This window comes from Qipengyuania mesophila, from assembly GCF_019711655.1.
GTDB classification, from domain to species: domain Bacteria; phylum Pseudomonadota; class Alphaproteobacteria; order Sphingomonadales; family Sphingomonadaceae; genus Qipengyuania; species Qipengyuania mesophila.
Window position 1 is genome coordinate 60470 of record NZ_JAIGNU010000002.1, and the last position, 21487, is coordinate 81956.

Consider the following 21487-nt stretch of genomic DNA (forward strand, 5'->3'; position numbering starts at 1 on the left):
AATAAAACCGACATGTTTTCGCCACAGTTCCGATGAACGGGTGTTCAGAAAAGACCAATAGACTGTTTTAGAAAGATTTCCCGGATCCGTTTCACGGCTAACCGCCGATCGCTTGCGACGAACCGAAGCCCCTTGGGCACAGCGCCGCCACCCTCTGTTTACTTTTCGTTCCCTCGCTTTCATGGTCGCGCGGTGAGCGCCCCGCTGCCCCTTCCCGCCCTCCATGCAAGCCACGCCGGCACCTGGCTGCGCGATGCGAACGGGGCCACGCGCGGTTGTTCGAAGGGCGAGGCGGTGATGGCCGCCGCGGACACGCCGCAGCTGCTGATGAATGCGCCGCTGGTGGCCAGTCGGCTGGGCTATCCCGACCTCTCGGGGCTCGACCTGCTCGAGCTTTTCGCCTTCGTCCACCCGGCGCGGTTCTGCGTGCCCACGCCCAAGGGCCTCGCGCACGCGCTTGGGCTCGCCGAGCCAGCCGACGATGCCGCGGTTCCGCTGCTGCTCCAGCAGGCTGCGGGCGCGCTGGTCGCCATGTGCGAGAGCGAGGACTGGCCCGAGCGCGAAGGCGCCTGGTCGGCCCTGCAATCGCTCGCGCGGCTGCGCTGGCCCTGGGCGGGCGTGCTAGCGCCGCATATCCGCCGCCCCGAACGCGCCGAGAAATGGCTCTTCAGCCGCCTGCCCGAATGGGAGGAGACGCCCGAGCGACCGCAGCCCGGCCAGGTGCTGATCGAGGAATTCGAGATCGAGGCGCAACTCGAACGGCTGACCGGCGAAGGCGCCGAGCGGCGCGAGGGCCAGCGCGCGTTTTCGAAGGGCGCGGGCCACGTCTTCGCGCCGCGCGACCGGCAGAAGCGCCCGCATGTCCTGCTCGCTCAGGCGGGCACGGGGATCGGAAAGACGCTCGGCTATCTCGCCCCCGCCTCGCTCTGGGCGGAACGGTCGGGCGGGACGGTGTGGGTTTCGACCTATACCAAGAACCTCCAGCGCCAGCTGCGCCGCGAAAGCGCGCGCGCCTGGCCCGCCGCACGCGCCGACGGCTCGCCCCCGGTGGTGGTGCGCAAGGGGCGCGAGAACTACCTCTGCCTGCTCAATCTCGAGGATGCGCTGCAGGGCGGGTTTGCGGGCGGCCCGGCGATCCTCGCGCATCTGGTGGCGCGCTGGGCGGCCTATTCGCAGGATGGCGACATGATCGGCGGCGATCTGCCCGGCTGGCTCGGCACGCTGTTCCGCAAGCGCGGGATCGCGGCGCTGACCGACCAGCGCGGCGAATGCGTCTATGCCGGCTGCCCGCATTACCGGAAATGCTTCATCGAGCGCAGCGCGCGCAATGCCGCGCAGGCCGATCTCGTCATCGCCAACCACGCGCTGGTGATGGTCAACGCCGCACGTGGACGCGACGTCCATGCGCGCCCGACGCGGATCGTCTTCGACGAGGGCCATCACGTCTTCGACGCCGCCGACAGCACCTTTTCCGCCGCACTGACCGGGCAGGAGGCGATCGAGCTCAGGCGCTGGATCATCGGCCCCGAAAAGAACAGCCGCGGGCGGCGGCGCGGCCTCTCGGCACGGCTCGCCGATGTCGCGAGCTATGACGAGGCGGGCGGCGACGCGGTCGAGGCCGCAGTCGAGGCGGCGCATGCCCTGCCGTCCGAAGGCTGGCTCGGGCGGCTAGCCGAGAATGCCCCGCTCGGCCCGCTCGAGGAACTGCTCGCTGCGGTCCGCGCGACCACCTTCGCGCGTGACGAAAGCGGCCTCGAGGCAGGCTACGGCATCGAGACCGAATGCGCGCAGCTTCCCGGCGAGCTGGTCGAGGCGGCGGGCAGCGCGGCACAGGCTCTCGCCGCGATCCGCACGCCGCTGCTCAAGCTTGCCGGAAGGCTCGAGGCGGTGATGGAGGACGCGCCCGACTGGCTCGACGGCCAGGGCCGTGCGCGGATCGAAGGCGCGCGCCATTCGCTCGCCTGGCGGATCGACCTGATCGCCGCATGGGAAGCGCTGCTCGGCCGCCTCGGCGGGCCCGCCGATCCCGAATTCGTCGACTGGCTGCAGGTCGACCGCAACGATGCGCGCGAATTCGATGTCGGGCTCTATCGCCACTGGCTCGACCCGATGAAGCCCTTCGCCAGGGTCGTGCTCGAACCCGCGCATGGCGTGATGCTGACCAGCGCCACGCTGACCGATCGCGACGAGAGCGGGCCCGACTGGCCGCATGCGGTGACCAAGAGCGGCGCGCCGCATCTAGAACTGCAGCCCAAGACCGCGCAGGCCGACAGCCCCTTCGACTATGCGGGCCGCGCCGAAGTGCTGATCGTCACCGATATCCGCAAGGGCGACATTCCGGCGCTGGCGGGCGCCTACGCGCGGCTGATCGAGGCTTCGGACGGCGGCGTGCTCGGCCTGTTCACCGCGATCCGCCGGATGCGCGCGGTCTATGGCCGCATCGCCGACCGGCTCGCGCGCGCCGGCCTGCCGCTCTACGCGCAGCACGTCGATCCGATCGACACCGGCACGCTGACCGATATCTTCCGCGACGATCCCCGCGCCAGCCTGCTCGGCACAGATGCGCTGCGCGACGGGGTCGACGTGCCCGGCCGGAGCTTGCGCTGCGTGGTCATGGAAAGCGTGCCCTGGCCGCGGCCGACGATCCTCCACCGCGCACGCCGCGCCGCCGCCGCCGAGCAGGAGGGCGGCGCGCAACGCTACGACGACCGCATCATCCGCGCGCGGCTGGCGCAGGCCTTCGGGCGGCTGATCCGCACGCGCGAGGATGCGGGCCATTTCGTCGTCCTCTCGCCCGCTTTTCCCAGCCGGCTGCTCAGCGCCTTCCCGGAAGGAACGCCCGTCACACGCCTGACGCTCGACGAGGCTTTACAGCGCGTCGCCCAGGGTGTTGTTAGCCCCGAGCATTCGCCAGCGGAGAACCCAACATCGTGAAGATCCTCGGCCTGTTGCGCCACGCCAAGTCCGACTGGGGCCAGAGCGACAAGCGCGATTTCGACCGAGGACTGAACGATCGGGGCCACCGCGGCGCGCATGTCATCGGCGAGCATATTGCGAAGCATGGCATCAAGTGGGACAAGCTCGTCGCCAGCCCCGCCACGCGGGTCAGGCTGACGGTCGAGGACGCACTCCCCGACCTCACCCCGCACTGGGACGAGCGGCTCTATCTCGCTGGGACCGACACGATCATGGACGTCATCCGCGAAAGCGGCGGCGATGCGGATGCGCTGCTGGTTTCGGGCCATAATCCGGGCCTCGGCGACATGCTGTTCGAACTGGTATCGCCCAAGAACGAGAACGCGCTCTACGACGAGGCCAAGGTCAAGTTCCCCACCGCCGCCTATGCGGTGTTCGAACTCGATATCGAGGACTGGAGCGAACTGCGCGACGGCTGCGGCGTGCTGGTCCAATTCGCCCGCCCGCGCGATCTCGATCCGGAGCTGGGACCGGAATATTAGTGCGGCTGATCCGGTTTGCGGTGTAGAGCGTTCGCAAGGGTTGGGCGGCTATTGGGTGGAAAGCAGACTTTCGAAGCAGGCCCCTCTTCACGCGCGTAAACAGGTGATCAGTACTGTTTCACACGATACGGCTCGATGCCCAAGTCGATGCCGAGGCTCGCGATCGCTGAGAGCAACTCGACGTCGAAGACCTCACCGTGCTCGCCACAGGTCCAGCCAACGAAGAAGCTTAGCCTGCCTCCACTCTGCTTGATTTCTTCGATGTAGCTTTTCTTCGCCTCAAGTTTATCCACGAGGCCTTTGAAGCAGTCAGCCAGCTTGCCATCTTCACCTGAGGCGAGATCGAAATGACAGTAGCTTTCTCGATACGTCCCTGAGAGCGGGGTGCCCTTGGATGTCTTTCGCGCCTTACCAGCCGTTTTTTTGTGCGACGCTTCGAGTGCAAACCCTCGCTCGACCAGATCCGGGTCGGCATGGGGGTGCCAAACCTGAAGACCGATAGAATATTGAAAGCTCATCCGAGCAGGTTAGATGGTCAGCGAATATCTGCAATCGCGTCGAGAGCAGAATGTCGTGAATCACCGCAGCACCCGCGGCCCCGGCCCGCCTTCGGCGGCGATGTCGTCGGGATTGTACAGCTTGCAGGTCTTGAGGCTGAGGCAGCCGCAGCCGATGCAGCCGTCGAGATTGTCGCGCATCGCGCGCAATTGCTCGATCCGCCGGTCGAGGCTGCCGCGGATCGCCTCGCTGATCTTCCACCAGTCGAAGCTCGACGGCGCACGGCCCTTGGGCAGGCTGCGCAGGTGCTCGCCGATCTCCTCGAGCGAGAGACCGAGCTTCTGGACGATCAGGATGAAACTCAGCCGCCTTATGTCGCTGCGCAGGAATCGCCGCTGGTTGCCCGCGGTGCGGAAGGATTCGATCAGCCCCTTGTCCTCGTAGAAGCGGATCGCCGAGGTCGAGAGGCCGGTGCGGCGCGCAAGATCGCCGATGGTGAGGTGGTCGTTCGCATTCATCGATTTCTCTGATAGGCGTTTTGCGGCTTGACCTCAAGTGAACTTTAAGTTGCATAAGTCCGGGCATCGCAAGACGGGATGCCCGGGCCGGCCATGGTCCGCGAGCTCCCCAACAGGAGATGCACCATGGCCACAGGACGCCTCGAACACGCCAATATCTCGGTCACCGATCCCGAGCGCAGCGCCGCGCTGCTCAAGGACCTGCTCGGCTGGGAGGAACGCTGGCGCGGCCCTTCTCTGCAAAGCGGCCGTTCGGTCCACATTGGCGCCGAGCACGATTACATCGCGCTCTACACCGGCGATCACGTGAAGGGCGAATACAGCAAGGGCCAACCGCTCAACCACGTCGCCTTCACGGTCGACGATCTCGATGCGGCCGAAAAGGTTGTGACCGAGCACGGCCTCGAGCCTTTCGGGCACGACGATTACGAGCCCGGGCGCCGGTTCTATTTCTTCGACTGGGACGGGATCGAATTCGAGGTGGTCAGCTATGAATGAGCCGATGCCCCGCGAACCTATGTTCGCGCCGCCTGCCCCGCGCCGACCGGTCCGTGGAACCCGGCCATCGCCGCCAGGGGCACTTCCTCGAAGCGGCCCAGCCAGCGCCGGGCCATTTTCGCCAGCGGCACCGGGTTGAGATAGTGCCGCTTGCAGCGTCCGTCGCGCTCCGAGGCGACCAGCTCGGCCGCCTCGAGCACGGCGAGGTGCTTGGCCACCGCCTGCCGCGTCATCGGCAGGTCCTCGGCAAGGTCGGACAGCGTCAGCCCGCCCTCCTCGCTCAGCCGGTCGAGCAGCAGCCGGCGGGTGGGATCGGAAAGCGCCACGAAAGTGTCGGTCATGGCCGCAAGGTTAAGAAGCGCTTGCCGAGTCGCTCAAGTTTGCCGGCCCGCGGGGACGCTACTTGTCCACGGATCGGGTTCAGCCCGGCAGGGTACCGGTCTGGCGCAGCGCCTCGGCGAGCGCGATCGCGGCGCTGGTGGCGACGTTGAGCGAGCGAACCCCCTCGCGCATCGGCAGACGCAGCTGTGCGTAGCTGGCATGCACAACATGGTCGGGCACGCCGGCGCTCTCCTTGCCGAACAGCAGCACGTCGTCGGCGCGATAGGCGAAGTCATAGGCCGATTGCGTCGACTTGGTGGTGAAGAGCACCAGCCGCGCCTCCCCAAGCGTTTCTAGGAAGGCTTCGAAGCCCGCGTGGCGCACGATCTCGACATGGTCGATATAGTCCATCGCCGCGCGCCGGACGCGGCGGTCGTCCCAGGTAAAGCCCATCGGCTCGATCAGGTCGATGGCCGCGCCGAGACACGCCCCGAGCCGCATCACCGCACCGACATTCCCGGCAATCTCGGGTTCGAACATCGCGATACGCATGGGTCAGAGCAGCCTTGTCGCGGTCGCCGCACTGCCGGCCCAGGGCTCGTCCGTGCGATCGAGCGTCAGCGGGCCTTCCCAGGGGCGGCACAGGTCCAGCGCCTCTTCGGGCGAGCCGCCGGTCCAGCGAGCCCAGTCCTCATCGCGCAGCAGCACGGGCATGCGCGTGTGACATTCGGCCGCCGCGCCGCAGGCCTCGGTCATGACCATCGAATAGCAGCGCCCCCATTCCTCGCTGTCGCGCCAGACTCCCGCAACCGCGAAAAGTTCGGCATCCGGACGCGACAGCCAGCTTCGCGTCTTCCCGCCCCTCGGCCCTTCTGCCTCGGCCCAGGCGGTAACCGGGATCAGGCAGCGGCGCTCCTCGAAGCTGTAGCGCCAGAAGAAGCTGTCGAGCTTGTCTGCGCGCGCGTTGTTCACCGGCTTGGGCTTCAACGGCTGGCCATTTCTGCCCTTCATCGCCAGGGGGAAACCCCAGGTCATCTGCGTGAGCCTGCCCTCCGCCACGACAGCGCCGGGATAGCCAGGAAAGACCTCGGTGCCGAAATTGGCCCCGCCAAGCGCGTCGACCGCGCCGAACCACTTCGCGACCTCGTCCTTGGTCTTGGTCATATTGTAGAGATTGCACATCAGGCGTTGCCCACAACGAAACAGGCTGCGGCGACCAGCGCGCCGGCCATGCGGTTCGAGCGGAAGCGGTCGAGCGGATTACCCGGAGCCTCGCCATCGAGCGTCGCGACCTGCCAGAGCAGGTGCCCAGCCGCCGGGAGCAGTGCGAGCAGCGCGACCCAGTCGGCGCGATAGAACCAGAAGGCGAGCGCCCAGAAAGCAACCGCACCGGCGTAGAACAGCGCCACCCCGCCCTTCACCCGACCGCCGAGCCGCAGCGCGGAAGAGCGGATGCCGACCAGCGCATCATCTTCCCGGTCCTGCATGGCGTAGATCGTGTCGTATCCGATCACCCACAGCACGCTGCCAGCATACATGGCCGCGAGCGCATCCCAATTGTCCGCCCGCAGCTGCGTCCAGCCGACCAGCAGGCCCCAGGTGAAGACCATGCCGAGCCAGGCCTGCGGCCACCAGGTTATCCGCTTCATGAAAGGATAGGCGGCGACCAGCGCGATGCTCCCCAGCGCGACCCCCTGCGCCAGCGGTCGCAATTGCAGCAGCACCAGCAGCCCGATGGCGCAGAGCGCCAACAGCCATCCCCACGCCAGTTTCTTCGACACGCGTCCGCTCGCCACCGGGCGCAGGGCGGTGCGCGCAACCTGCCGGTCGAGGTCGGCGTCGACGATGTCGTTATAGACGCAGCCAGCGCCGCGCATCGCAATGCTCCCGAGCAGCAGCCACGCGACCAGCTCGAGCTGCCAGCCAGCCCCGGTCAGCCACACGCCCCAGGCGCAGGGCCAGAACAGCAGCCACCAGCCGATCGGCCGGTCGAATCGTGCCAGCTGCGCCAGGTCGCGCGGCATTTGGGGCAGCCGCGCGACGAGGCCGCGGTGCTCGCTGTCGGGTACGACGTCGGGAGTGGCGGTCTCGCTCATGGCTTGCTCCCTAACCGCGCCCGTGCCACCTGCAAAGCCATGCCTGCCACCCCCGCCTGGCCGCCCAAGAGCGCCCCTCGCCTGTTCGTCGAGCACGCCCTGTCCGCCGACCAGCCCGTGCAGATCGAGGGCAACCAGGCGCATTACCTCGCCAAGGTGATGCGCGTGACCCCCGGCGACGCTGTGATCCTGTGCGATGACGTGACCGGCGAATGGGCCGCCGAAGTGATCGAAGTGGCCAAGCGTCACCTCCTTCTCCAGCCCCGCGACCACCAGCGCCCGCGCGAACCGGTGCCCGATTTCTGGCTCTGCCCCGCACTGCTCAAGAAGGACCGCTTCGACATGGTGCTCGAAAAGGCGACCGAGCTCGGCGCCGCGCGGATCGTCCCTGTCATCACGCGCCGCTGCGTCGCCGACAAGCTCAATGCCGAACGCGCCGCCACGGTGGTCACCGAAGCCGCCGAACAATGCGCGCGCACCGCACTGCCCGAAGTCGCGCCGGTGACGAAGCTCGAGGCGCTGCTGCGCGGCTGGCCGCAAGAACGCCACCTGTTCTTCGCCGACGAGGAGGGCGGCGAGCCGGCGGCCGATGCCTTCTGCTACGCCGAGGGGCCCGCCGCGCTGCTGGTCGGGCCCGAAGGCGGGTTCGACGATGCCGAGCGCGCCGCGATCCGCGCGCATCCGGCATCGGTCGCGATCACCCTCGGCCCGCGGATCCTGCGCGGCGAAACCGCGGCGATCGCCGGCATGGCGGTATGGATGGCCGAGGCCGGCGACTGGATCGACGAAGAATAATTTCCTTTCCACGCAAGGTTCCGTTTCCTAACGAAACCGGCATGAGCACGCGCGACATCTCCGCCAAGGAAGATCCCATCATCGAATCGCGCGACCAGTTGGTCGCCCCGATGCAACTCGGCGAAAAGCCGGAGGCGGACTGGCGCATCGGCACCGAGCACGAGAAGCTCGTCTATTGCCGCAAGACCTTCAAGGCGCCGTCCTACGACGAGCCCGGCGGCATCCGCGACATCCTGATGGCGCTGACCGAGTTCGGCTGGGAGCCGATCGAGGAAGGCGGCAAGGTCATCGCGATGAAGGGCGACGATGGCACGGTCAGCCTCGAGCCCGCCGGCCAGCTCGAACTCTCGGGCGCTCCGCTCGAGAACCTGCACCAGACCTGCGCCGAGACCGGCCGGCACCTCGACCAGGTGAAACAGGTTGGCGAACGCTTCGGCGTGGGTTTCCTCGGCCTCGGCATGTGGCCCGACAAGACCCGCGCTGAGCTGCCGGTGATGCCCAAGGGGCGCTACGAGATCATGATGCGGCACATGCCGCGCGTCGGCAGCCTCGGCCTCGACATGATGCTGCGCACGTGCACCATTCAGGTCAATCTCGACTATTCGAGCGAGGCCGACATGGCGCAGAAGTTCCGCACCGGCCTCGCGCTCCAGCCGCTGGCAACAGCGCTGTTCGCCAATTCGCCCTTCACCGAAGGGAAGCCCAACGGTTACCTGTCGTATCGCAGCCATATCTGGAGCGACACCGACCCGCATCGCACCGGCATGCTGCCCTTCGTCTTCGAGGACGGCTTCGGCTACGAGCGCTGGGTCGACTACATGCTCGACGTCCCGATGTATTTCGTCTTCCGCAACGGCAAGTACATCGATGCCGCCGGCCTCAGCTTCCGCGATTTCCTCGACGGCAATCTCTCGGTCCTGCCCGGCGAAAAGCCCACCCAGAGCGATTGGTGGGATCACCTCTCGACCGCATTCCCCGAGGTCCGCCTCAAGAGCTTCCTCGAAATGCGCGGCGCCGACGGCGGTCCGTGGAGCCGCATCTGCGCGCTGCCCGCCTTCTGGGTGGGCCTGCTCTACGACCAGGCCGCGCTCGATGGGGCCTGGGATCTCGTCAAGCACTGGACGATGGAAGAACGCGAGGAACTGCGCAACGCGGTACCGAAACTGGCGCTCGACGCGCCGATCCCGGGCGGCGGCAAGCTGCGCGACCTGGCAAAGGACGTGCTCGCCATCTCGCGTGCCGGGCTCGCCGCGCGTGGCCGCTACAACAGTTCGGGCGACAACGAGACCGGCTTCCTCGAGACGCTCGACGAGATCGTCGCTAGCGGCAAGGTTCCGGCGCAGGTCCTGCTCGACCGCTACCACAGCGAATGGGGCGGCGACATCAAGCGCGTCTACAAATACAGCTTCTGAGAAGGCACCGATCGTATCGGTTTGTCGCAGGCGTAACGCCAGCGTCTCGGAATGCGATGGTTCAATCCATAGCGTACAAGATGATACCGGGCGCCGTTGACCTGTAGCCCTTCCCCGTCATTCATCGGACCGGGTTCCGAGGGATGAGAGGATGAGGGTCTAGGCATGCCAAACATGGCGCGAAACATCGTATCGCTTGCAGCTCTTTCGCTGCTCCTGGCGGCCTGCGGCGGCGGGGGCTCCACAGGGACAACGGGCGGCGGCGGCGGAGGTACTGCGGTGGTGACACCCACCCCCACCCCGGCGCCCACGCCGACCCCCACCCCGCCGACAACGGGCAACGAGGACGGCAACGCCATCATCCAGGCCTATCTGCGCCTCGATCTCGATGCGCTGGAAAACTACGCCGCGCCCACGTTGCCGGCCTATTACGACAACACCGCATTCGCGCTCGACAACACGCCCAACAACGACCCCGTGAGCGACGATCTGGCCATGCTCGGCCGGGTGCTGTTCTACGACACCGCGCTGAGCGTGAACGATTCGATCAGCTGCGCCAGCTGCCACCAGCAGCAATTCGGCTTCGACGACAACGAGCGCTTTTCCGAGGGCTTCGCCGGGGGCGCATTTACCGGCGCGCATGCCATGCGGCTGGGCAATGTGCGCTTCTACCAGCCGGGCGAGATGTTCTGGGACCGCCGCGCCGACAGCGTGGAGGACCAGGCGACCCAGCCGATCCTCAACCCGGTCGAAATGGGGTGGGTCGACAATGGCGGCCTCGCCGCGCTGGTGACCAAGCTTCAGGGTCTCGAATACTACCCCGTCCTGTTCGATTACGTGTTCGGCGACGAGGCGATCACCATGAACCGCATCGAGCGGGCGCTGGCCAATTTCGAGCGCGCGATGATCTCCACCGACAGCCGCTGGGATCGCGCCTATGCGCAGGTCTTCAATGCCAATGCGCAGAACCGCAACCTGAACGTGAACCTGCCGGGCTTCTCGGCCAGCGAGAACCGCGGGCGCCAGCTGTTCATGGGCGGCCCCAACAATGGCGGCGCGGGCTGTTCCGCGTGCCACCAGCCGCCGACCTTCGCGCTCAGTGCCAACAGCCGCTCCAACGGGCTCGACGCCGGCGAGACGACGATCTTCAAATCGCCCTCGCTCAAGAATGTGGGGCTCTCGACCAACTTCATGCACGATGGCCGCTTCGACAGCCTGCTCGACGTGATCGTCCACTACGACCAGGGCATCCAGGCCGGCCCGGCGCTCGACAACCGCCTGCAGGCAGGCGGCGCCCCGCGACGGCTCAACCTCTCGGTCGCCGACCGCCAGGCGCTGGTCGATTTCCTCCTCACGCTGACTGACGACACGCTCACCACCGATCCGAAATTTTCCGATCCTTTCATCCGGTGACCTGCTATCGCCTCTCTCTACGCGACGAGAGGAGAGAGGCGATGATCCAGATAAACGGCACGATAAAGCTCGGGCGACCGATCGACGCGGCGACGCGCAAGGCGATGGTCGAAATGATCCGCGCGAGCCGCGCCGAGGACGGTTGCCTCGACTACACCTTTGCCAGCGACCTCGCCGATCCCGACACGCTGATCCTGTTCGAACGCTGGCGCGACCGCGAGGCCTTGGCCGCGCATGGCGCCTCTGCCCACATGGCCGAATTCCAGAAGGTCATGGCCGCCAATCCCCCCGAAACGCGCGACCTGAGGATCTACGAGACCGACGACGGCCAGCCGCTCGGCTGACTATTCGGCAGGCTGGATCTCGATCGCGGGGCGCGGCCGAAAGCGGTGCCACATCCGCGTCAGCGGCGCGGTGATGAGACCGTGCTGCGCCATCCAGGCGTGGTATTCGCGATATTTCGGATCCTCGGCGAGGAGATGCGCCTCCTCGGTCTTGGCACGCCAGAAATAGATCCCGTTGACCACTGCGAGGAAGAAGCAGTTGCGGATCGCCTCGACCAGCGAGCCGGTGGTGACGAGGAACGGCATCACCGAAGCCCACCAGAACAGGTTCTTCGAAACATATGCAGGATGACGCGTGAAGCGATAGGGGCCGTTGGTCAGCACGCCGCGATAGGTGAGATTGGAGAACCTTAGCCCGAAGGCGAAGGTCGCCCACGCATAGATCGCGGTCAGGGCCACCAGCAGCGCGCCCCACAGAGCAATCGCCAGATCGTGCCCCTCGAGCCAGTGCAGCCAACCCGCGGTATCCTCTTCGTAGAAGATCGCCTTGCCGTTCCCGAGAATGCCCCAGACCGCCGGCGGATAGCAGATCAGCGCCGCGATCCAGCCGCCGAGCAACGGGTTACCCGAACGGATATGCGCGTCGAGCGGGCGCATGGTGACGATATAGCCGACCGTGCCGATCATCACGTCGATCATGAACATCGCCTCGATCACGGTCAGCGCGATACGCTCGGGGCGCGCCATGACTTCGGCGAAATCTGCGGTCACGATGTGGCGGAACGCGAAGGGGATGATCGAGATCATGAAGGCGGTGAAGAAAGCCTTGATGATCCAGGCCCGCCAGTGCTTCTTGACCTCGTCCAGCTCCCAGCCGGGCCGCATCAGCAGCAAGGCGCCGAAATGCCAGGCATGGTCGCGCGGATTGACCAGCGCGCGGTCGATCCAGAAGACATAGGGCACCGAAAGCACCACCAGCGGCAGCGCGGCATAGCCGAGTACCTGCATCGAGAAGACATATTGCCCCTGCCAGTACCAGCGGCACAGGCAGTAGAGCCCGGCGATGATCGCCCAGGTCGCCCATAGCCCCGCAAGCTTGACCCAGGTAACGCTGCGATCGGGCCTGCGGCTGTTCATCAGCGACCAGTCGAGCCCGGTCGAGGGGCGCAAGTGGACCTTGTCGACGAGTATCGACCAGGCGGCCATGGGGAGCGCTGCCGCAAGCAGGCCGACGAGCGCCGAATTCTGCCCGCCCAGCGTATCGTGCGGTACGGCCCAGTCGAAGGCCTCGGCAATGCTGGGGAATGCGCGCGCGAAGACGACCCAGGCGAACAGCCCGGCAAGGCCCACCAGCCCTACGGCCGAAGAGACGTCGCTCCGCGGCCGCGCAAGGGGTGCTTGCTCCATCGCACTCATGACCCTGCCTCGTTAGCCCAGATTGGTTAACACGCGGGTCACGCTAGCACGAAAATCAGCGGAAAGCGGTAATCCGGCCGCTGTCGTCGAGAATGTAGAGCGTGTTGTTGGCCACGATCGGCGCGAGCGAGACCGACTGGTCGAGATCGGTGAACAGGCTCGCCGAGCCCTCGCCGGTGCTGATGCGATAGACCTCGCCTTCCGAATTGACCGCCCACAGGCTGTCGCCGGCGAGCACCGGGCCCGACCAGAAGATCGGCCCCTTCTTGTCCTTCTCGTCGCGCCATCGCTGCATCTGCGTGAGCCAGCGCACCTTGCCCGTCGAGCGGGCGATGGCGAGCAGGCGGGCATCGTCGGTGAGGGTGAAAATCCATTCACCCGCGACGGCCGGAGTGGAGATGCCTGCGAGGTTGAGTTCCCAGATCCGCTGGCCGGTCACCAGTTCGTAGGCAGCCATCCGACCGCCCTGGCCGAGCGCATAGACGCGGCCGTTATCGATGATCGGATCGGCATCGATATCGGTCAGCGAGCCGACCGAGGTCGAGATCGAAGTGCGTGCGAGCGCGTCGGCCCACAGCGTACGACCGTTTTCATAGCGATAGGCGTTCAGTTCGCCCGAGCTGTACCCGGCGATGACCGTGCCCTGCCCCGCTGCCGGAGCGGCAACCCCGAAGACGCCAGCCTGCGTCGAGGAACCCGTTTCCTGCCACTGGACCGAGCCGTCGGCAGCACTGAGGGCGAAGATCTGGTTGTCCTGCGTCATCACGAAGACCGAGCCGAAAGCGATGGTCGGCGAACCGCGTAGCGGCCCCGAGGGCTTCACCTTCCACAGCACCGATCCGTCGGCGGCATTGAGCGCGACGACATCGCCGACGCCGTCGGTCATGTAGACCTTGCCGTCGTCATAACTCGCCCCGCCACCGAAGGCCGAGGGTCGCAGGTCGCTCTCGATGCCGGGATTGTAGGTCCAGCGGCGCGCGCCGGTCTGGGCATCGAAGGCGGACAGTGTGCCGTCGCCGCCGACGGCGAACAGCTTGCCGCCACCGACCACCGGAGCCGCACCGAGCCGGCGGCGCTGGCTGGCGCCCTCGACATTGACCGTGAAGGCACGCGTCGGGTTCTGCGAAAGCGCCACATGGCCATAGGACTTGCTGGCGGTGCCGCCGGCCTGCGCCCAGCTCTCGTTGACCTGTGCCGGCGGGAGCACGACCGAGACGCTCGCCAGTGCCGGGTCGACCTTGGCACCGGTTTCGATGCGCGAGAGGATCGGCTGGCGATCGCCCAGCGTGGGGGTGACCTTCTTGTCCTTGCCGCCGCCGAACAGGCCGCCGCCCGCGCAGGCGCCAAGGCCGATCGCCAGAGCCACGACGAGCGCCGAGCGCGAGAGGTGTGTGCGGTTCATTGAAATCCTCGTTCCGTGTCTTGTCCGGCCGCAGCGGCCTTATTCGGTGGCAGCCGCGGCGTTATCGCCTGCGGCCTCTTCGCGTTCGACCCCCTGTTCCTCGAGCAGCGCATCGACATCCTCGATCGCATCGACGCCGAGCACGCCGGCCATCTGCCGCGCACGCGAACGGAGGGTTTCGGGTGCATCCTTGTCTTGCGCGATCTGCGCGAACAGCGCACCGGCCTCCGCCTTCTTGCCCTGGTCGAGATAGGTATGCGCCAGCAGCTCACCTGCGCTGGCGAAATAGGGCTTGCCCGGGACCGCCAGCGGCTTGAGCGCGGCAACGATCTCGGCGCTCTTCATGCCGTCGTAGTTGAGAGCCACGTCGCGCAGGCGTGCAAGGTCGCGTAGTGCGGGCGCGGCGTCCTCGTTGTTGGCTACGCGCTTGAACATTTCCGAAGCCTGCGCGCTGTCGCCGCGCTGCTCGGCGATCCCCGCACGCATCAGCACGGCGGCCACCGCCGCGCCGCCGCCATCCTCGCCGGCCAGACCTTCGAGCCGGTCGAAGCCGGAATCGAGATTGCCCGCCTGAATCTGGTCGAGCGCGCCGACGAGCGTCTCGGCATCGCGCTCCATCGCCGCTTCCTGGCGGCTTTCCCAATAGAGATAGCCACCGAAGGCGGCGAGCCCGGCGAGCAGCACGCCGAGCAGCGGCTTGCCCCATTGATTGAGAAAGGCCTCCGCATCGCCCTGGCGGACGGCATCGTCGACTTCGCGCAGCAACGCTTCCTGCTGGGCGTTTTCTTCCTTGGCGCGCTTTTCTTCGCGGGAGAGTTCGTTCTTCGGCGTCAGGGCCACTGCGGCGGGCTCCATCTGGATAGGTATCGGTTTGCGCGGCTCTTTACGGGCAGGCGGGGGCAAGGGCAATGGTCGGGAAAGCCTGTCCCCCAGCGCGTGAATGCCGGATGAAAGGGCCTAGAGGTCAATTCGCATCGCGCTCGAATAGAGACGGCGGTAGGTCGCGACCATCTTCGCCTCGTCGAACTCGGCCACGGCCTTCGCGCGGTTGGCTTCGCCGACCTCCTTGCGCAGGTCCTTCGAGACGGCGAGCTGGACCAGCGCCATCGCTAGCTCTTCTTCATTGCCCGGCGGAGCGATGAACTCGGCATTGGGCGCCGACACCATGTGCGCGATATCGCCCACCGCGGGGGCAACCACCGGCAGGCCGGCGGCCATCGCCTCGACCACCGAGAGCGGGAATTGCTCGGAATCGCTCGACAGGGCGAAGATGTCGAACAGGCCGATGACGCGCGCCGGATCGGACACCGCGCCGGGCAGGTGGACGCGGTGGTTGATCTGCAAACGGTCGGCCTCGGCCAGGATCGCCTCGCGCGCGCCGGCGTCGCCCTCGCCCAGGATCACCAGCTGCCAGTTCTCGGGCAGGTCGGCGAAGACGCGCACCAGCCGCGGCAGGTTCTTGATCGTGCGCAGTCCCGCCAGCGTGCCGACCCAGAACTCGCCCGGATGCTTGATCAGCCGCAGCGCGTCCTTCTTGGGCCGCATGGCGAAGGCCTTGGTGTCGATCCCGTTGGGAATGCGCTTCACCCGGCCGAGCGGCTGCTGCCAGTCGACCAGCGCGATCTCCTCGAGTCGCTCGGACGGGACGACCAGGCCAGCAGCCTTGCCCAATGCGATCCGGCGGTACCAGGTGCGGCTCGGCTTGAGCCTTGTCAGCTCGCTCTCGTCGAAGCCGTCCTCGTGATGGATCAGCGGGGGGAGATTGTGGAGGTCCTTGAACAGCGTGTGCGCCATCACCGCGTCCATTGCACCCCAATTGTAGGTGCAGACGAGGTCGTAGCCCTTCATCGCCTTGGCGAGTCTCTGCAGCCGCCCCGGCATGGGCCAGCCTTTGAGGCTGGGAAATTCGGGCTGGAGGCGGACGTCGATCCCCTTGTCGATCCGCTGGGCCGCGCCGAGATTCTCGGGTTCGGCCGAGACGATCGTGTGCCGCGCCTTGCGGCCGAAAGCGTTGATCAGCTGGACCGTGCGCAATTCCTTGCCGCCAGGGGCGAAGGTCGAATGGAGATGCAGGATATGCGGCACCGCGCCGCCACGCGGCCGGTTCATGCGACGCGCGCCAGCAGTCGGTCGATCGCCGCGCGCGCTTCGGGCTCGTCGAGCGTGGGGGCATGGCCCACCTGCGGGATCACTGCGCTCTCCGCAGTGGGGGCCACCTTCTGCATCTCGGCAAAGCTGGCGGCGGAGAGCAGCGTCGACAATTCGCCGCGCAGCAGCAGCAACGGCTTGCCGGCGAGCGCGCGGAAAGCGGGCCACAGATCGACCGGTGCCGCCGCCTCGGGCGAAGCGAGGATCGGTTCGGCGAGCTTCATGTCGTAGTCGAACACGATCCGTCCGCTGCTCGACAGCGTCATCACCCGCTTGGCCATCGCGATCCAGTCCTGGATGTCATAGGCGGGGAAGCTTGCGCCATGCACTTCCTCGAGCCCGCGTGCCGCGTGCATCCAGGTGGGGAAGCTGCGCCCCTGTCCAACATAGGACTTGATCGTGTCGAGCCCCTCGGTTTCGAGCACTGGCCCGATATCGTTGAGCACCGCACCCGCGACCCGCTCGGGCTGCGCCTGCGCCAGCAGCATCGTCATCAACCCGCCCATCGAGGTGCCGATCGCGACGAAGCGCTCGATCCGCTCCTGATCGAGCAGCGCGAGCAGGTCGCCGACATAGGTCGGCAGCGCGTAGCTCTCGGAGTGTTCGGAATAGTCGCTGTCGCCACGACCGCGCGTGGAGGGGACCAGCACCCGCCAGCCCTGCGCCGCGATATGCGGCGCGAGCTCCTCGAAATCGCGGGCGTTGCGCGTCAGCCCATGCAGGCAGATCACCGGCGGGCGGTCGCCGGCGCTGCCGTATTCGCGGAAACGGAGGGTGAGACCGTCGGCACTGGGCCACTGACGGTCGGTGAAGCTGGTATCCATGTCTGGCGGCGAAAACCCCGGTAACTTGGCGTTCGAGCCCTTGTGTCGGGCTGGCTTGCCGCCCACTATCGCCGCATGCGCGCCGAACCGCAAGCCGCGAGCTATCGCCCCGACACGCCGATCGAAACGCTCGCCGACTGGATCGGCGATGCGGTCGAGCCGGCCCCGTTTCCCGAAACATGCCTGCGCCTCCGCAACGATTCGCATGCCGCGACTGTCGGACTGGCCTCGCTGACCGACGAGGAATGGCTGCGCCATTTCGGGCGCTTCGAACCGCTCGAAGGCAACCTCGCCCACCCTCTGGCGCTGCGCTATCACGGGCACCAGTTCCGCGTGTACAATCCCGAGATCGGCGATGGCCGCGGGTTCCTTTTCGCCCAGCTGCGCGATGGCGGGGGCCGACTGCTCGATCTCGGCACCAAGGGCTCGGGCCAGACTCCGTGGAGCCGCGATGGCGACGGGCGGCTGACGCTCAAGGGCGCGGTGCGCGAAATCCTCGCCACCGAGATGCTCGAGGCGCTCGGCGTCTACACGTCGAAGACCTTCAGCGTGGTCGAGACCGGCGAGAAACTGTGGCGCGGCGACGAGCCCTCGCCCACCCGTTCGGCGGTGCTGACGCGGCTCAGCCACGGCCATATCCGCATCGGGACCTTCCAGCGCCTGCTCGCGCTCGAGCAACGCGAGCACATGGAGCAACTTGTCGATTATTGCCTCGCGCAGTTTCCCGGTCCGCCCCCGCCCGAAGACGCGCCTGGGCGCGAGGAACCGGCGGTGCGGCTGATGCATCTGGTCGTCGAACGGCTCGCCGACCTGGCGGCAAGCTGGATGGTCGCGGGCTTCGTCCACGGCGTGCTCAACACCGACAACATGAACATCTCGGGCGAGAGCTTCGATTACGGGCCGTGGCGCTTCCTGCCGCATTGGGACCCGGCATTCACCGCCGCCTATTTCGACCACCAGGGGCTCTATGCCTTCGGGCGCCAGCCCGAGGCCCTGCACTGGAACTGTGGGCAACTCGCCGTCGCGCTGCGTCTGGTGGCCGAGGCCCCGCCGCTGATCGCGGCGATGGAGCGCTTCGGACCGCTCTACATGGATGCCGTCGGCCGACGCTGGTGCTGGCGGCTGGGCCTGGTCCCGCGCGATGCCGAGGCCAACGCGAAGCTCGTCGCCGCCTCGGAGAAGGCGCTGCGTGAGAGCGGCATGGCGCCCGACACCTTCTTCTTCGGTCATCGCGGCGGGCGCGAGGCGCAAGGCGAGCTCGCCGAGGCGCTGCACGACTTCGAAGCGGTGGCGAGCGATCATCCCTATTGGAGCGACGATACGCCACAATCCATGCTCATCGAGGAGGTCGAGACGATCTGGTCTGCCATTGCGGAGCACGACGACTGGCAGCCGCTCGAACACAAGGTCGCTGCATTGCGCCGCATGGGCGAGGCACATGGCGCGCCGCCCGCACCTGCCGGACACGCCTTGCGCGGCGAAGACGTCGATTGACGCGGCGCTTCTGACCTACCACTTAGGGCCCGATTCGAGCCGCAGAGAGGAATATCATACCACAATGGCGACCGAACTGGTCTCAACCGAACCCGCGACCGGCAAAGAGATCTGGCGCGGCAAGTCCGGCAATGTCGACGCGGCGATCGAACGCGCGCGCAAGGCGATGCGTGAATGGTCGCGCGAGCCGCTGGCCCGCCGGATCGAATTCATGCGCCGCTTCGCCAACACCGTGCGCAAGCATGCCGAGCCCTTCGCCGAACTGATCGCGCGCGAAACCGGCAAGCCGCTGTGGGAAGCGCGCACCGAGGTCGAGGCGGTCATCGGCAAGGTCGAGATCTCGATCACCGCCTATGCCGAGCGGACCGGGATGAAGAAGCTCAACAGCGCGCTGCAGGGCACCGCCGCGGTACGCCACAAGCCGCATGGCGTGATGGCGGTGCTGGGCCCCTATAATTTCCCCGCGCACCTGCCCAACGGCCATATCGTCCCGGCGCTGATCGCGGGCAATGTGGTGATCTTCAAGCCGAGCGAGAAGACGCCCGCAGTGGGCGAATTCCTCACCCGTTGTTTCCACGAGGCGAAGATTCCCGAAGGCGTGGTGCAGTGCATCCACGGTGGGGTCGAGACCGGCCAGGCGCTGGTCGAGCACTGGATGGTCGACGGCGTCCTTTTCACCGGCTCGGCACGCGCGGGCATCGCGATCAACCGCAAGCTCGCCGCCGATCCGGGCAAGATCGTCGCGCTGGAAATGGGCGGCAACAACCCCATCGTCGTGGTCGACACGCCGAAGGTCGAGGATGCGGCCGCAACGATCATCCAGTCGGCCTTCACCACCGCAGGTCAGCGCTGCACCGCCGCGCGGCGACTGATCGTGGTCGATTCGATGTTCGACAAGATCGTCCCCGCGGTGAAGGCGCTCGCCGAACGGCTGATCGTCGACGAGCCCTTCGCCGATCCGCAACCCTTCATGGGCTGCGTGATCGACAACGGCACCGCCGACCTGTTGTCGGAAAGCTTCGTCGCGCTGATGAACCGCGGCGGCACGCCGATCATGCACATGCGCCGCCCCGACGAGAAGCTGCCCTTCCTCTCGCCCGGCATCCTCGACGCGACCGACGTCCACGAACGGCCCGACATCGAGCTGTTCGGCCCGCTGCTGCAGGTGATCCGCGTGGCCAATTTCGAAGAGGCGATCTACGAAGCGAACAACACGCGCTACGGCCTTTCGGCCTCGCTGATCGGCGGCAAGCCGAGCGATTTCGACCGTTTCTGGGACGAGATCCGCGCCGGGATCGTCAACTGGAACCGCCCGACCAACGGCGCCTCCTCGGCCGCTCCCTTCGGCGGGATTGGCCTGTCGGGCAACCATCGCCCGGCGGCCTTCTATGCCGCGGATTACTGCGCCTATCCGGTTGCCAGCAATGAGATGGAACAGCCGCGCGCCAGCATCGGCGTCGGCGTCAAGGACGCCTGAGGCGGCTCAGTCGGTAGTGACGAGGTCGATCTCGGTCACACCCTGCTGCAGGCGCCGGCCGTACACCACATAGGCCGACTTGCCCTTGGTCCCGCTGAGGATGTTGTCGCCTCCGCTGGTGACATGCTCGACGCTGTAGCCCGAAGTTTTGGCGCGAGTGTTGTAGAAGGCGAGCACCTCGTCGAGCGCGACGGGGGTCAGGAAAGACACGACGCGCAGCGCGCATTGGCCCTCGTCGGTACCGGCGGCTTCCTGCGTGTTGCCGCGCGGATAGACCGGGAAGGCCGCAGGCAGCTTGGCCGCCCAGGCCGAGGTGTAATCGACCTTGTCGCCGCAATTCGCACCGCCCGGCGCGACCGCGGCCTTGGCCGCGGCAACCATCGCCTTGCTCGGCGCGGCATCCTGGCCCAGCGCCTTGGCCGCGGGCGGTGCCACCAGCTTGCTGCGCCCGCCGACCAGTTCGGCGGCGCGGCTGCGCGCGGCCTCGATGGCGCGCGTCGACTTGTCGATGTTGGGGACCGCCGCATTGCCCGTGCCCGACAGCGCGGCATTCGCCTCGTTGCGGCCGGCAAGGTCCGGATCGGTCGCCAATTCGTCGTTGAGAGCCTGTTCGCTGGCCGGGTCCATTGCGTCGCCTGCTGCCTCGTCCTCGGTCTTGTCGCCACAGCTTGCGAGCAGGGCGACGGGGAGGAGTGAGACCAGCAGGCGACGTTTCATCTGTAGACCTTCAGCTTGGGAACACGGACCCCATAAGGCTGGACTCGCGGATGAATCCAGCGGGGCGGAGCGGCTGCACCATAGCGGGACAGCCCTTGCCGAAAAGACTAATGGGCGCCGCCCGCCCCCGCAAGCGAGGACGAACGACGCCCGCACGGTCCGCTGGGGACCGCGGTATCCGGCCGTGGGTGGGCACGGCCGGATCTCGGTATTTCAGTTAGCCGCAGCGCGTGCTGGAACGGTCGATCGAACGGCCGAGGAGCGCGCCGGCGGCACCGCCGAGGATCGCGCCAAGCGTGCGGTCCCCGCCGCGCCCGGCGACTTCGTGACCGATCAGCGCGCCGACGCCGGCTCCGACCAGGAGACCCGTGGTGCCATTGTCGCGGCGACAGTAATAGCGCCCGTCATTGCCGCGCCAGATGCGCGTGTCGGCGCGAACCGGCTGACCGTAATAGCGGCCATAGCCTTCGTAATAGGGCTGCGCGCGGTAGCTGCCGCGATAGCCGCGGTAGTCGCGCTCGCGGTGCTTGCGATACTTGCGGTGCTTGCCATGCTCGAAACTCATGTCGCCGGTGACAGCGGCATGCGCGCCGAGGCCGGCGTGGGTCACGGGCGCGGCGCTCGCCGGCATGGCCAGTGCGAGGCCGGTCGCAGCGAGCGCCATCGAAGCGGTCTTGAAGGTCTTCGCCATGGTCAGGGTCCTTTTCTTCGTCTTC

At 67.0% G+C, this 21487-nt stretch carries 22 protein-coding genes; 9 read left to right on the top strand and 13 right to left on the bottom strand.

Annotated elements, in window-relative coordinates:
* Positions 1-192: 192 nt before the first annotated feature.
* Both K3181_RS09935 and K3181_RS09940 read left to right on the top strand, forming a co-directional pair.
* Positions 193-2934 carry an ATP-dependent DNA helicase gene (locus K3181_RS09935; RefSeq protein WP_221602960.1) on the top strand — a complete coding sequence of 914 codons (2742 nt, stop codon included), beginning with the start codon at positions 193-195 and terminating at the stop codon, positions 2932-2934.
* Positions 2931-3458: a SixA phosphatase family protein gene (locus K3181_RS09940; protein ID WP_221602961.1), complete on the top strand. Its 528-nt coding sequence runs from the start codon at positions 2931-2933 to the stop codon at positions 3456-3458. The genes K3181_RS09935 and K3181_RS09940 overlap by 4 nt, the downstream gene beginning before the upstream one ends.
* Before the next feature lie 107 nt (positions 3459-3565).
* Here K3181_RS09940 and K3181_RS09945 read toward each other — a convergent pair whose 3' ends face one another.
* Together K3181_RS09945 and soxR are read right to left on the bottom strand one after the other, a co-directional pair.
* Positions 3566-3976, bottom strand: coding sequence for a hypothetical protein (locus tag K3181_RS09945; protein ID WP_221602962.1), 411 nt, complete (start codon positions 3974-3976; stop codon positions 3566-3568).
* 60 nt (positions 3977-4036) lie between these two features.
* Positions 4037-4474, bottom strand: a complete 438-nt coding sequence (soxR, locus tag K3181_RS09950) for a redox-sensitive transcriptional activator SoxR (RefSeq protein ID WP_221602963.1) — start codon at positions 4472-4474, stop codon at positions 4037-4039.
* A 126-nt stretch (positions 4475-4600) separates the two neighbouring features.
* Here soxR and K3181_RS09955 point away from each other — a divergent pair, with 126 nt between their 5' ends.
* Complete coding sequence (locus tag K3181_RS09955) at positions 4601-4972, top strand: VOC family protein (protein WP_221602964.1); 372 nt, start codon at positions 4601-4603, stop codon at positions 4970-4972.
* 17 nt (positions 4973-4989) lie between these two features.
* On the opposite strand, the gene K3181_RS09960 is transcribed toward K3181_RS09955, so the two are convergent.
* The 4 genes from K3181_RS09960 to ubiA all read right to left on the bottom strand — a co-directional run bounded on the left by K3181_RS09960 (position 4990) and on the right by ubiA (position 7389).
* Positions 4990-5313 (bottom strand): ArsR/SmtB family transcription factor, encoded by a 324-nt coding sequence (locus K3181_RS09960; RefSeq protein WP_221602965.1) that lies wholly within the window; start codon positions 5311-5313, stop codon positions 4990-4992.
* 79 nt (positions 5314-5392) lie between these two features.
* Positions 5393-5845, bottom strand: coding sequence for a tRNA (cytidine(34)-2'-O)-methyltransferase (locus K3181_RS09965; RefSeq protein WP_221602966.1), 453 nt, complete (start codon positions 5843-5845; stop codon positions 5393-5395).
* A gap of 3 nt (positions 5846-5848) precedes the next feature.
* On the bottom strand, positions 5849-6475 hold the full coding sequence (locus tag K3181_RS09970) for an SOS response-associated peptidase (RefSeq protein WP_221602967.1): 627 nt from the start codon (positions 6473-6475) through the stop codon (positions 5849-5851).
* A complete protein-coding gene (gene ubiA / locus K3181_RS09975; protein WP_221602968.1) occupies positions 6475-7389 on the bottom strand; it encodes a 4-hydroxybenzoate octaprenyltransferase in 915 nt (304 codons plus the stop codon). The genes K3181_RS09970 and ubiA overlap by 1 nt, the downstream gene beginning before the upstream one ends.
* 39 nt (positions 7390-7428) lie before the next feature.
* Here ubiA and K3181_RS09980 point away from each other — a divergent pair, with 39 nt between their 5' ends.
* The 4 genes from K3181_RS09980 (at position 7429) to K3181_RS09995 (ending at position 11353) form a co-directional block, all read left to right on the top strand.
* Positions 7429-8184, top strand: coding sequence for a 16S rRNA (uracil(1498)-N(3))-methyltransferase (locus K3181_RS09980; RefSeq protein WP_221602969.1), 756 nt, complete (start codon positions 7429-7431; stop codon positions 8182-8184).
* A 41-nt stretch (positions 8185-8225) separates the two neighbouring features.
* Positions 8226-9596, top strand: a complete 1371-nt coding sequence (locus K3181_RS09985) for a glutamate--cysteine ligase (protein ID WP_221602970.1) — start codon at positions 8226-8228, stop codon at positions 9594-9596.
* A gap of 174 nt (positions 9597-9770) precedes the next feature.
* Entirely contained in the window at positions 9771-11009 is a 1239-nt protein-coding gene (locus K3181_RS09990; RefSeq protein WP_221602971.1) for a cytochrome-c peroxidase, read from the top strand.
* A 41-nt stretch (positions 11010-11050) separates the two neighbouring features.
* Positions 11051-11353 (top strand): putative quinol monooxygenase, encoded by a 303-nt coding sequence (locus tag K3181_RS09995; RefSeq protein WP_221602972.1) that lies wholly within the window; start codon positions 11051-11053, stop codon positions 11351-11353.
* On the opposite strand, the gene K3181_RS10000 is transcribed toward K3181_RS09995, so the two are convergent.
* The 5 genes from K3181_RS10000 to K3181_RS10020 all read right to left on the bottom strand — a co-directional run bounded on the left by K3181_RS10000 (position 11354) and on the right by K3181_RS10020 (position 17083).
* Positions 11354-12700, bottom strand: a complete 1347-nt coding sequence (locus K3181_RS10000; protein WP_221602973.1) for a methyltransferase family protein — start codon at positions 12698-12700, stop codon at positions 11354-11356.
* Between the two features lie 64 nt (positions 12701-12764).
* Positions 12765-14111, bottom strand: a complete 1347-nt coding sequence (locus tag K3181_RS10005) for an outer membrane protein assembly factor BamB family protein (RefSeq protein ID WP_221602974.1) — start codon at positions 14109-14111, stop codon at positions 12765-12767.
* 39 nt (positions 14112-14150) lie between these two features.
* A complete protein-coding gene (locus K3181_RS10010) occupies positions 14151-14951 on the bottom strand; it encodes a tetratricopeptide repeat protein (protein WP_221602975.1) in 801 nt (266 codons plus the stop codon).
* 117 nt (positions 14952-15068) lie between these two features.
* Complete coding sequence (locus tag K3181_RS10015; protein WP_221602976.1) at positions 15069-16220, bottom strand: glycosyltransferase family 4 protein; 1152 nt, start codon at positions 16218-16220, stop codon at positions 15069-15071.
* Complete coding sequence (locus tag K3181_RS10020; RefSeq protein WP_221602977.1) at positions 16217-17083, bottom strand: alpha/beta fold hydrolase; 867 nt, start codon at positions 17081-17083, stop codon at positions 16217-16219. Before K3181_RS10020 ends, K3181_RS10015 begins: the two co-directional genes overlap by 4 nt.
* A 75-nt stretch (positions 17084-17158) precedes the next feature.
* Here K3181_RS10020 and K3181_RS10025 point away from each other — a divergent pair, with 75 nt between their 5' ends.
* Positions 17159-18577 carry a protein adenylyltransferase SelO family protein gene (locus K3181_RS10025; RefSeq protein WP_221602978.1) on the top strand — a complete coding sequence of 473 codons (1419 nt, stop codon included), beginning with the start codon at positions 17159-17161 and terminating at the stop codon, positions 18575-18577.
* Between the two features lie 10 nt (positions 18578-18587).
* Positions 18588-20054: a succinylglutamate-semialdehyde dehydrogenase gene (gene astD / locus K3181_RS10030; RefSeq protein ID WP_425594550.1), complete on the top strand. Its 1467-nt coding sequence runs from the start codon at positions 18588-18590 to the stop codon at positions 20052-20054.
* A gap of 6 nt (positions 20055-20060) precedes the next feature.
* On the opposite strand, the gene K3181_RS10035 is transcribed toward astD, so the two are convergent.
* Both K3181_RS10035 and K3181_RS10040 read right to left on the bottom strand, forming a co-directional pair.
* Positions 20061-20771, bottom strand: a complete 711-nt coding sequence (locus K3181_RS10035; protein WP_221602980.1) for a hypothetical protein — start codon at positions 20769-20771, stop codon at positions 20061-20063.
* 217 nt (positions 20772-20988) lie between these two features.
* Complete coding sequence (locus K3181_RS10040; protein WP_221602981.1) at positions 20989-21462, bottom strand: glycine zipper 2TM domain-containing protein; 474 nt, start codon at positions 21460-21462, stop codon at positions 20989-20991.
* Positions 21463-21487 lie beyond the last annotated feature (25 nt).

Excerpts from the sequence above, each read along its gene's own strand:
- K3181_RS09945 (WP_221602962.1), bottom strand. The coding sequence starts at position 3,976 with ATGAGCTTTCAATATTCTATCGGTCTTCAGGTTTGGCACCCCCATGCC.
- soxR (WP_221602963.1), bottom strand. The coding sequence starts at position 4,474 with ATGAATGCGAACGACCACCTCACCATCGGCGATCTTGCGCGCCGCACC.
- K3181_RS09955 (WP_221602964.1), top strand. The coding sequence starts at position 4,601 with ATGGCCACAGGACGCCTCGAACACGCCAATATCTCGGTCACCGATCCC.
- K3181_RS09960 (WP_221602965.1), bottom strand. The coding sequence starts at position 5,313 with ATGACCGACACTTTCGTGGCGCTTTCCGATCCCACCCGCCGGCTGCTG.
- K3181_RS09965 (WP_221602966.1), bottom strand. The coding sequence starts at position 5,845 with ATGCGTATCGCGATGTTCGAACCCGAGATTGCCGGGAATGTCGGTGCG.
- K3181_RS09970 (WP_221602967.1), bottom strand. The coding sequence starts at position 6,475 with ATGTGCAATCTCTACAATATGACCAAGACCAAGGACGAGGTCGCGAAG.
- ubiA (WP_221602968.1), bottom strand. The coding sequence starts at position 7,389 with ATGAGCGAGACCGCCACTCCCGACGTCGTACCCGACAGCGAGCACCGC.
- K3181_RS09980 (WP_221602969.1), top strand. The coding sequence starts at position 7,429 with ATGCCTGCCACCCCCGCCTGGCCGCCCAAGAGCGCCCCTCGCCTGTTC.
- K3181_RS09985 (WP_221602970.1), top strand. The coding sequence starts at position 8,226 with ATGAGCACGCGCGACATCTCCGCCAAGGAAGATCCCATCATCGAATCG.
- K3181_RS09990 (WP_221602971.1), top strand. The coding sequence starts at position 9,771 with ATGGCGCGAAACATCGTATCGCTTGCAGCTCTTTCGCTGCTCCTGGCG.
- K3181_RS09995 (WP_221602972.1), top strand. The coding sequence starts at position 11,051 with ATGATCCAGATAAACGGCACGATAAAGCTCGGGCGACCGATCGACGCG.
- K3181_RS10000 (WP_221602973.1), bottom strand. The coding sequence starts at position 12,700 with ATGGAGCAAGCACCCCTTGCGCGGCCGCGGAGCGACGTCTCTTCGGCC.
- K3181_RS10005 (WP_221602974.1), bottom strand. The coding sequence starts at position 14,111 with ATGAACCGCACACACCTCTCGCGCTCGGCGCTCGTCGTGGCTCTGGCG.
- K3181_RS10015 (WP_221602976.1), bottom strand. The coding sequence starts at position 16,220 with ATGAACCGGCCGCGTGGCGGCGCGGTGCCGCATATCCTGCATCTCCAT.
- K3181_RS10020 (WP_221602977.1), bottom strand. The coding sequence starts at position 17,083 with ATGGATACCAGCTTCACCGACCGTCAGTGGCCCAGTGCCGACGGTCTC.
- K3181_RS10025 (WP_221602978.1), top strand. The coding sequence starts at position 17,159 with ATGCGCGCCGAACCGCAAGCCGCGAGCTATCGCCCCGACACGCCGATC.
- K3181_RS10035 (WP_221602980.1), bottom strand. The coding sequence starts at position 20,771 with ATGAAACGTCGCCTGCTGGTCTCACTCCTCCCCGTCGCCCTGCTCGCA.
- K3181_RS10040 (WP_221602981.1), bottom strand. The coding sequence starts at position 21,462 with ATGGCGAAGACCTTCAAGACCGCTTCGATGGCGCTCGCTGCGACCGGC.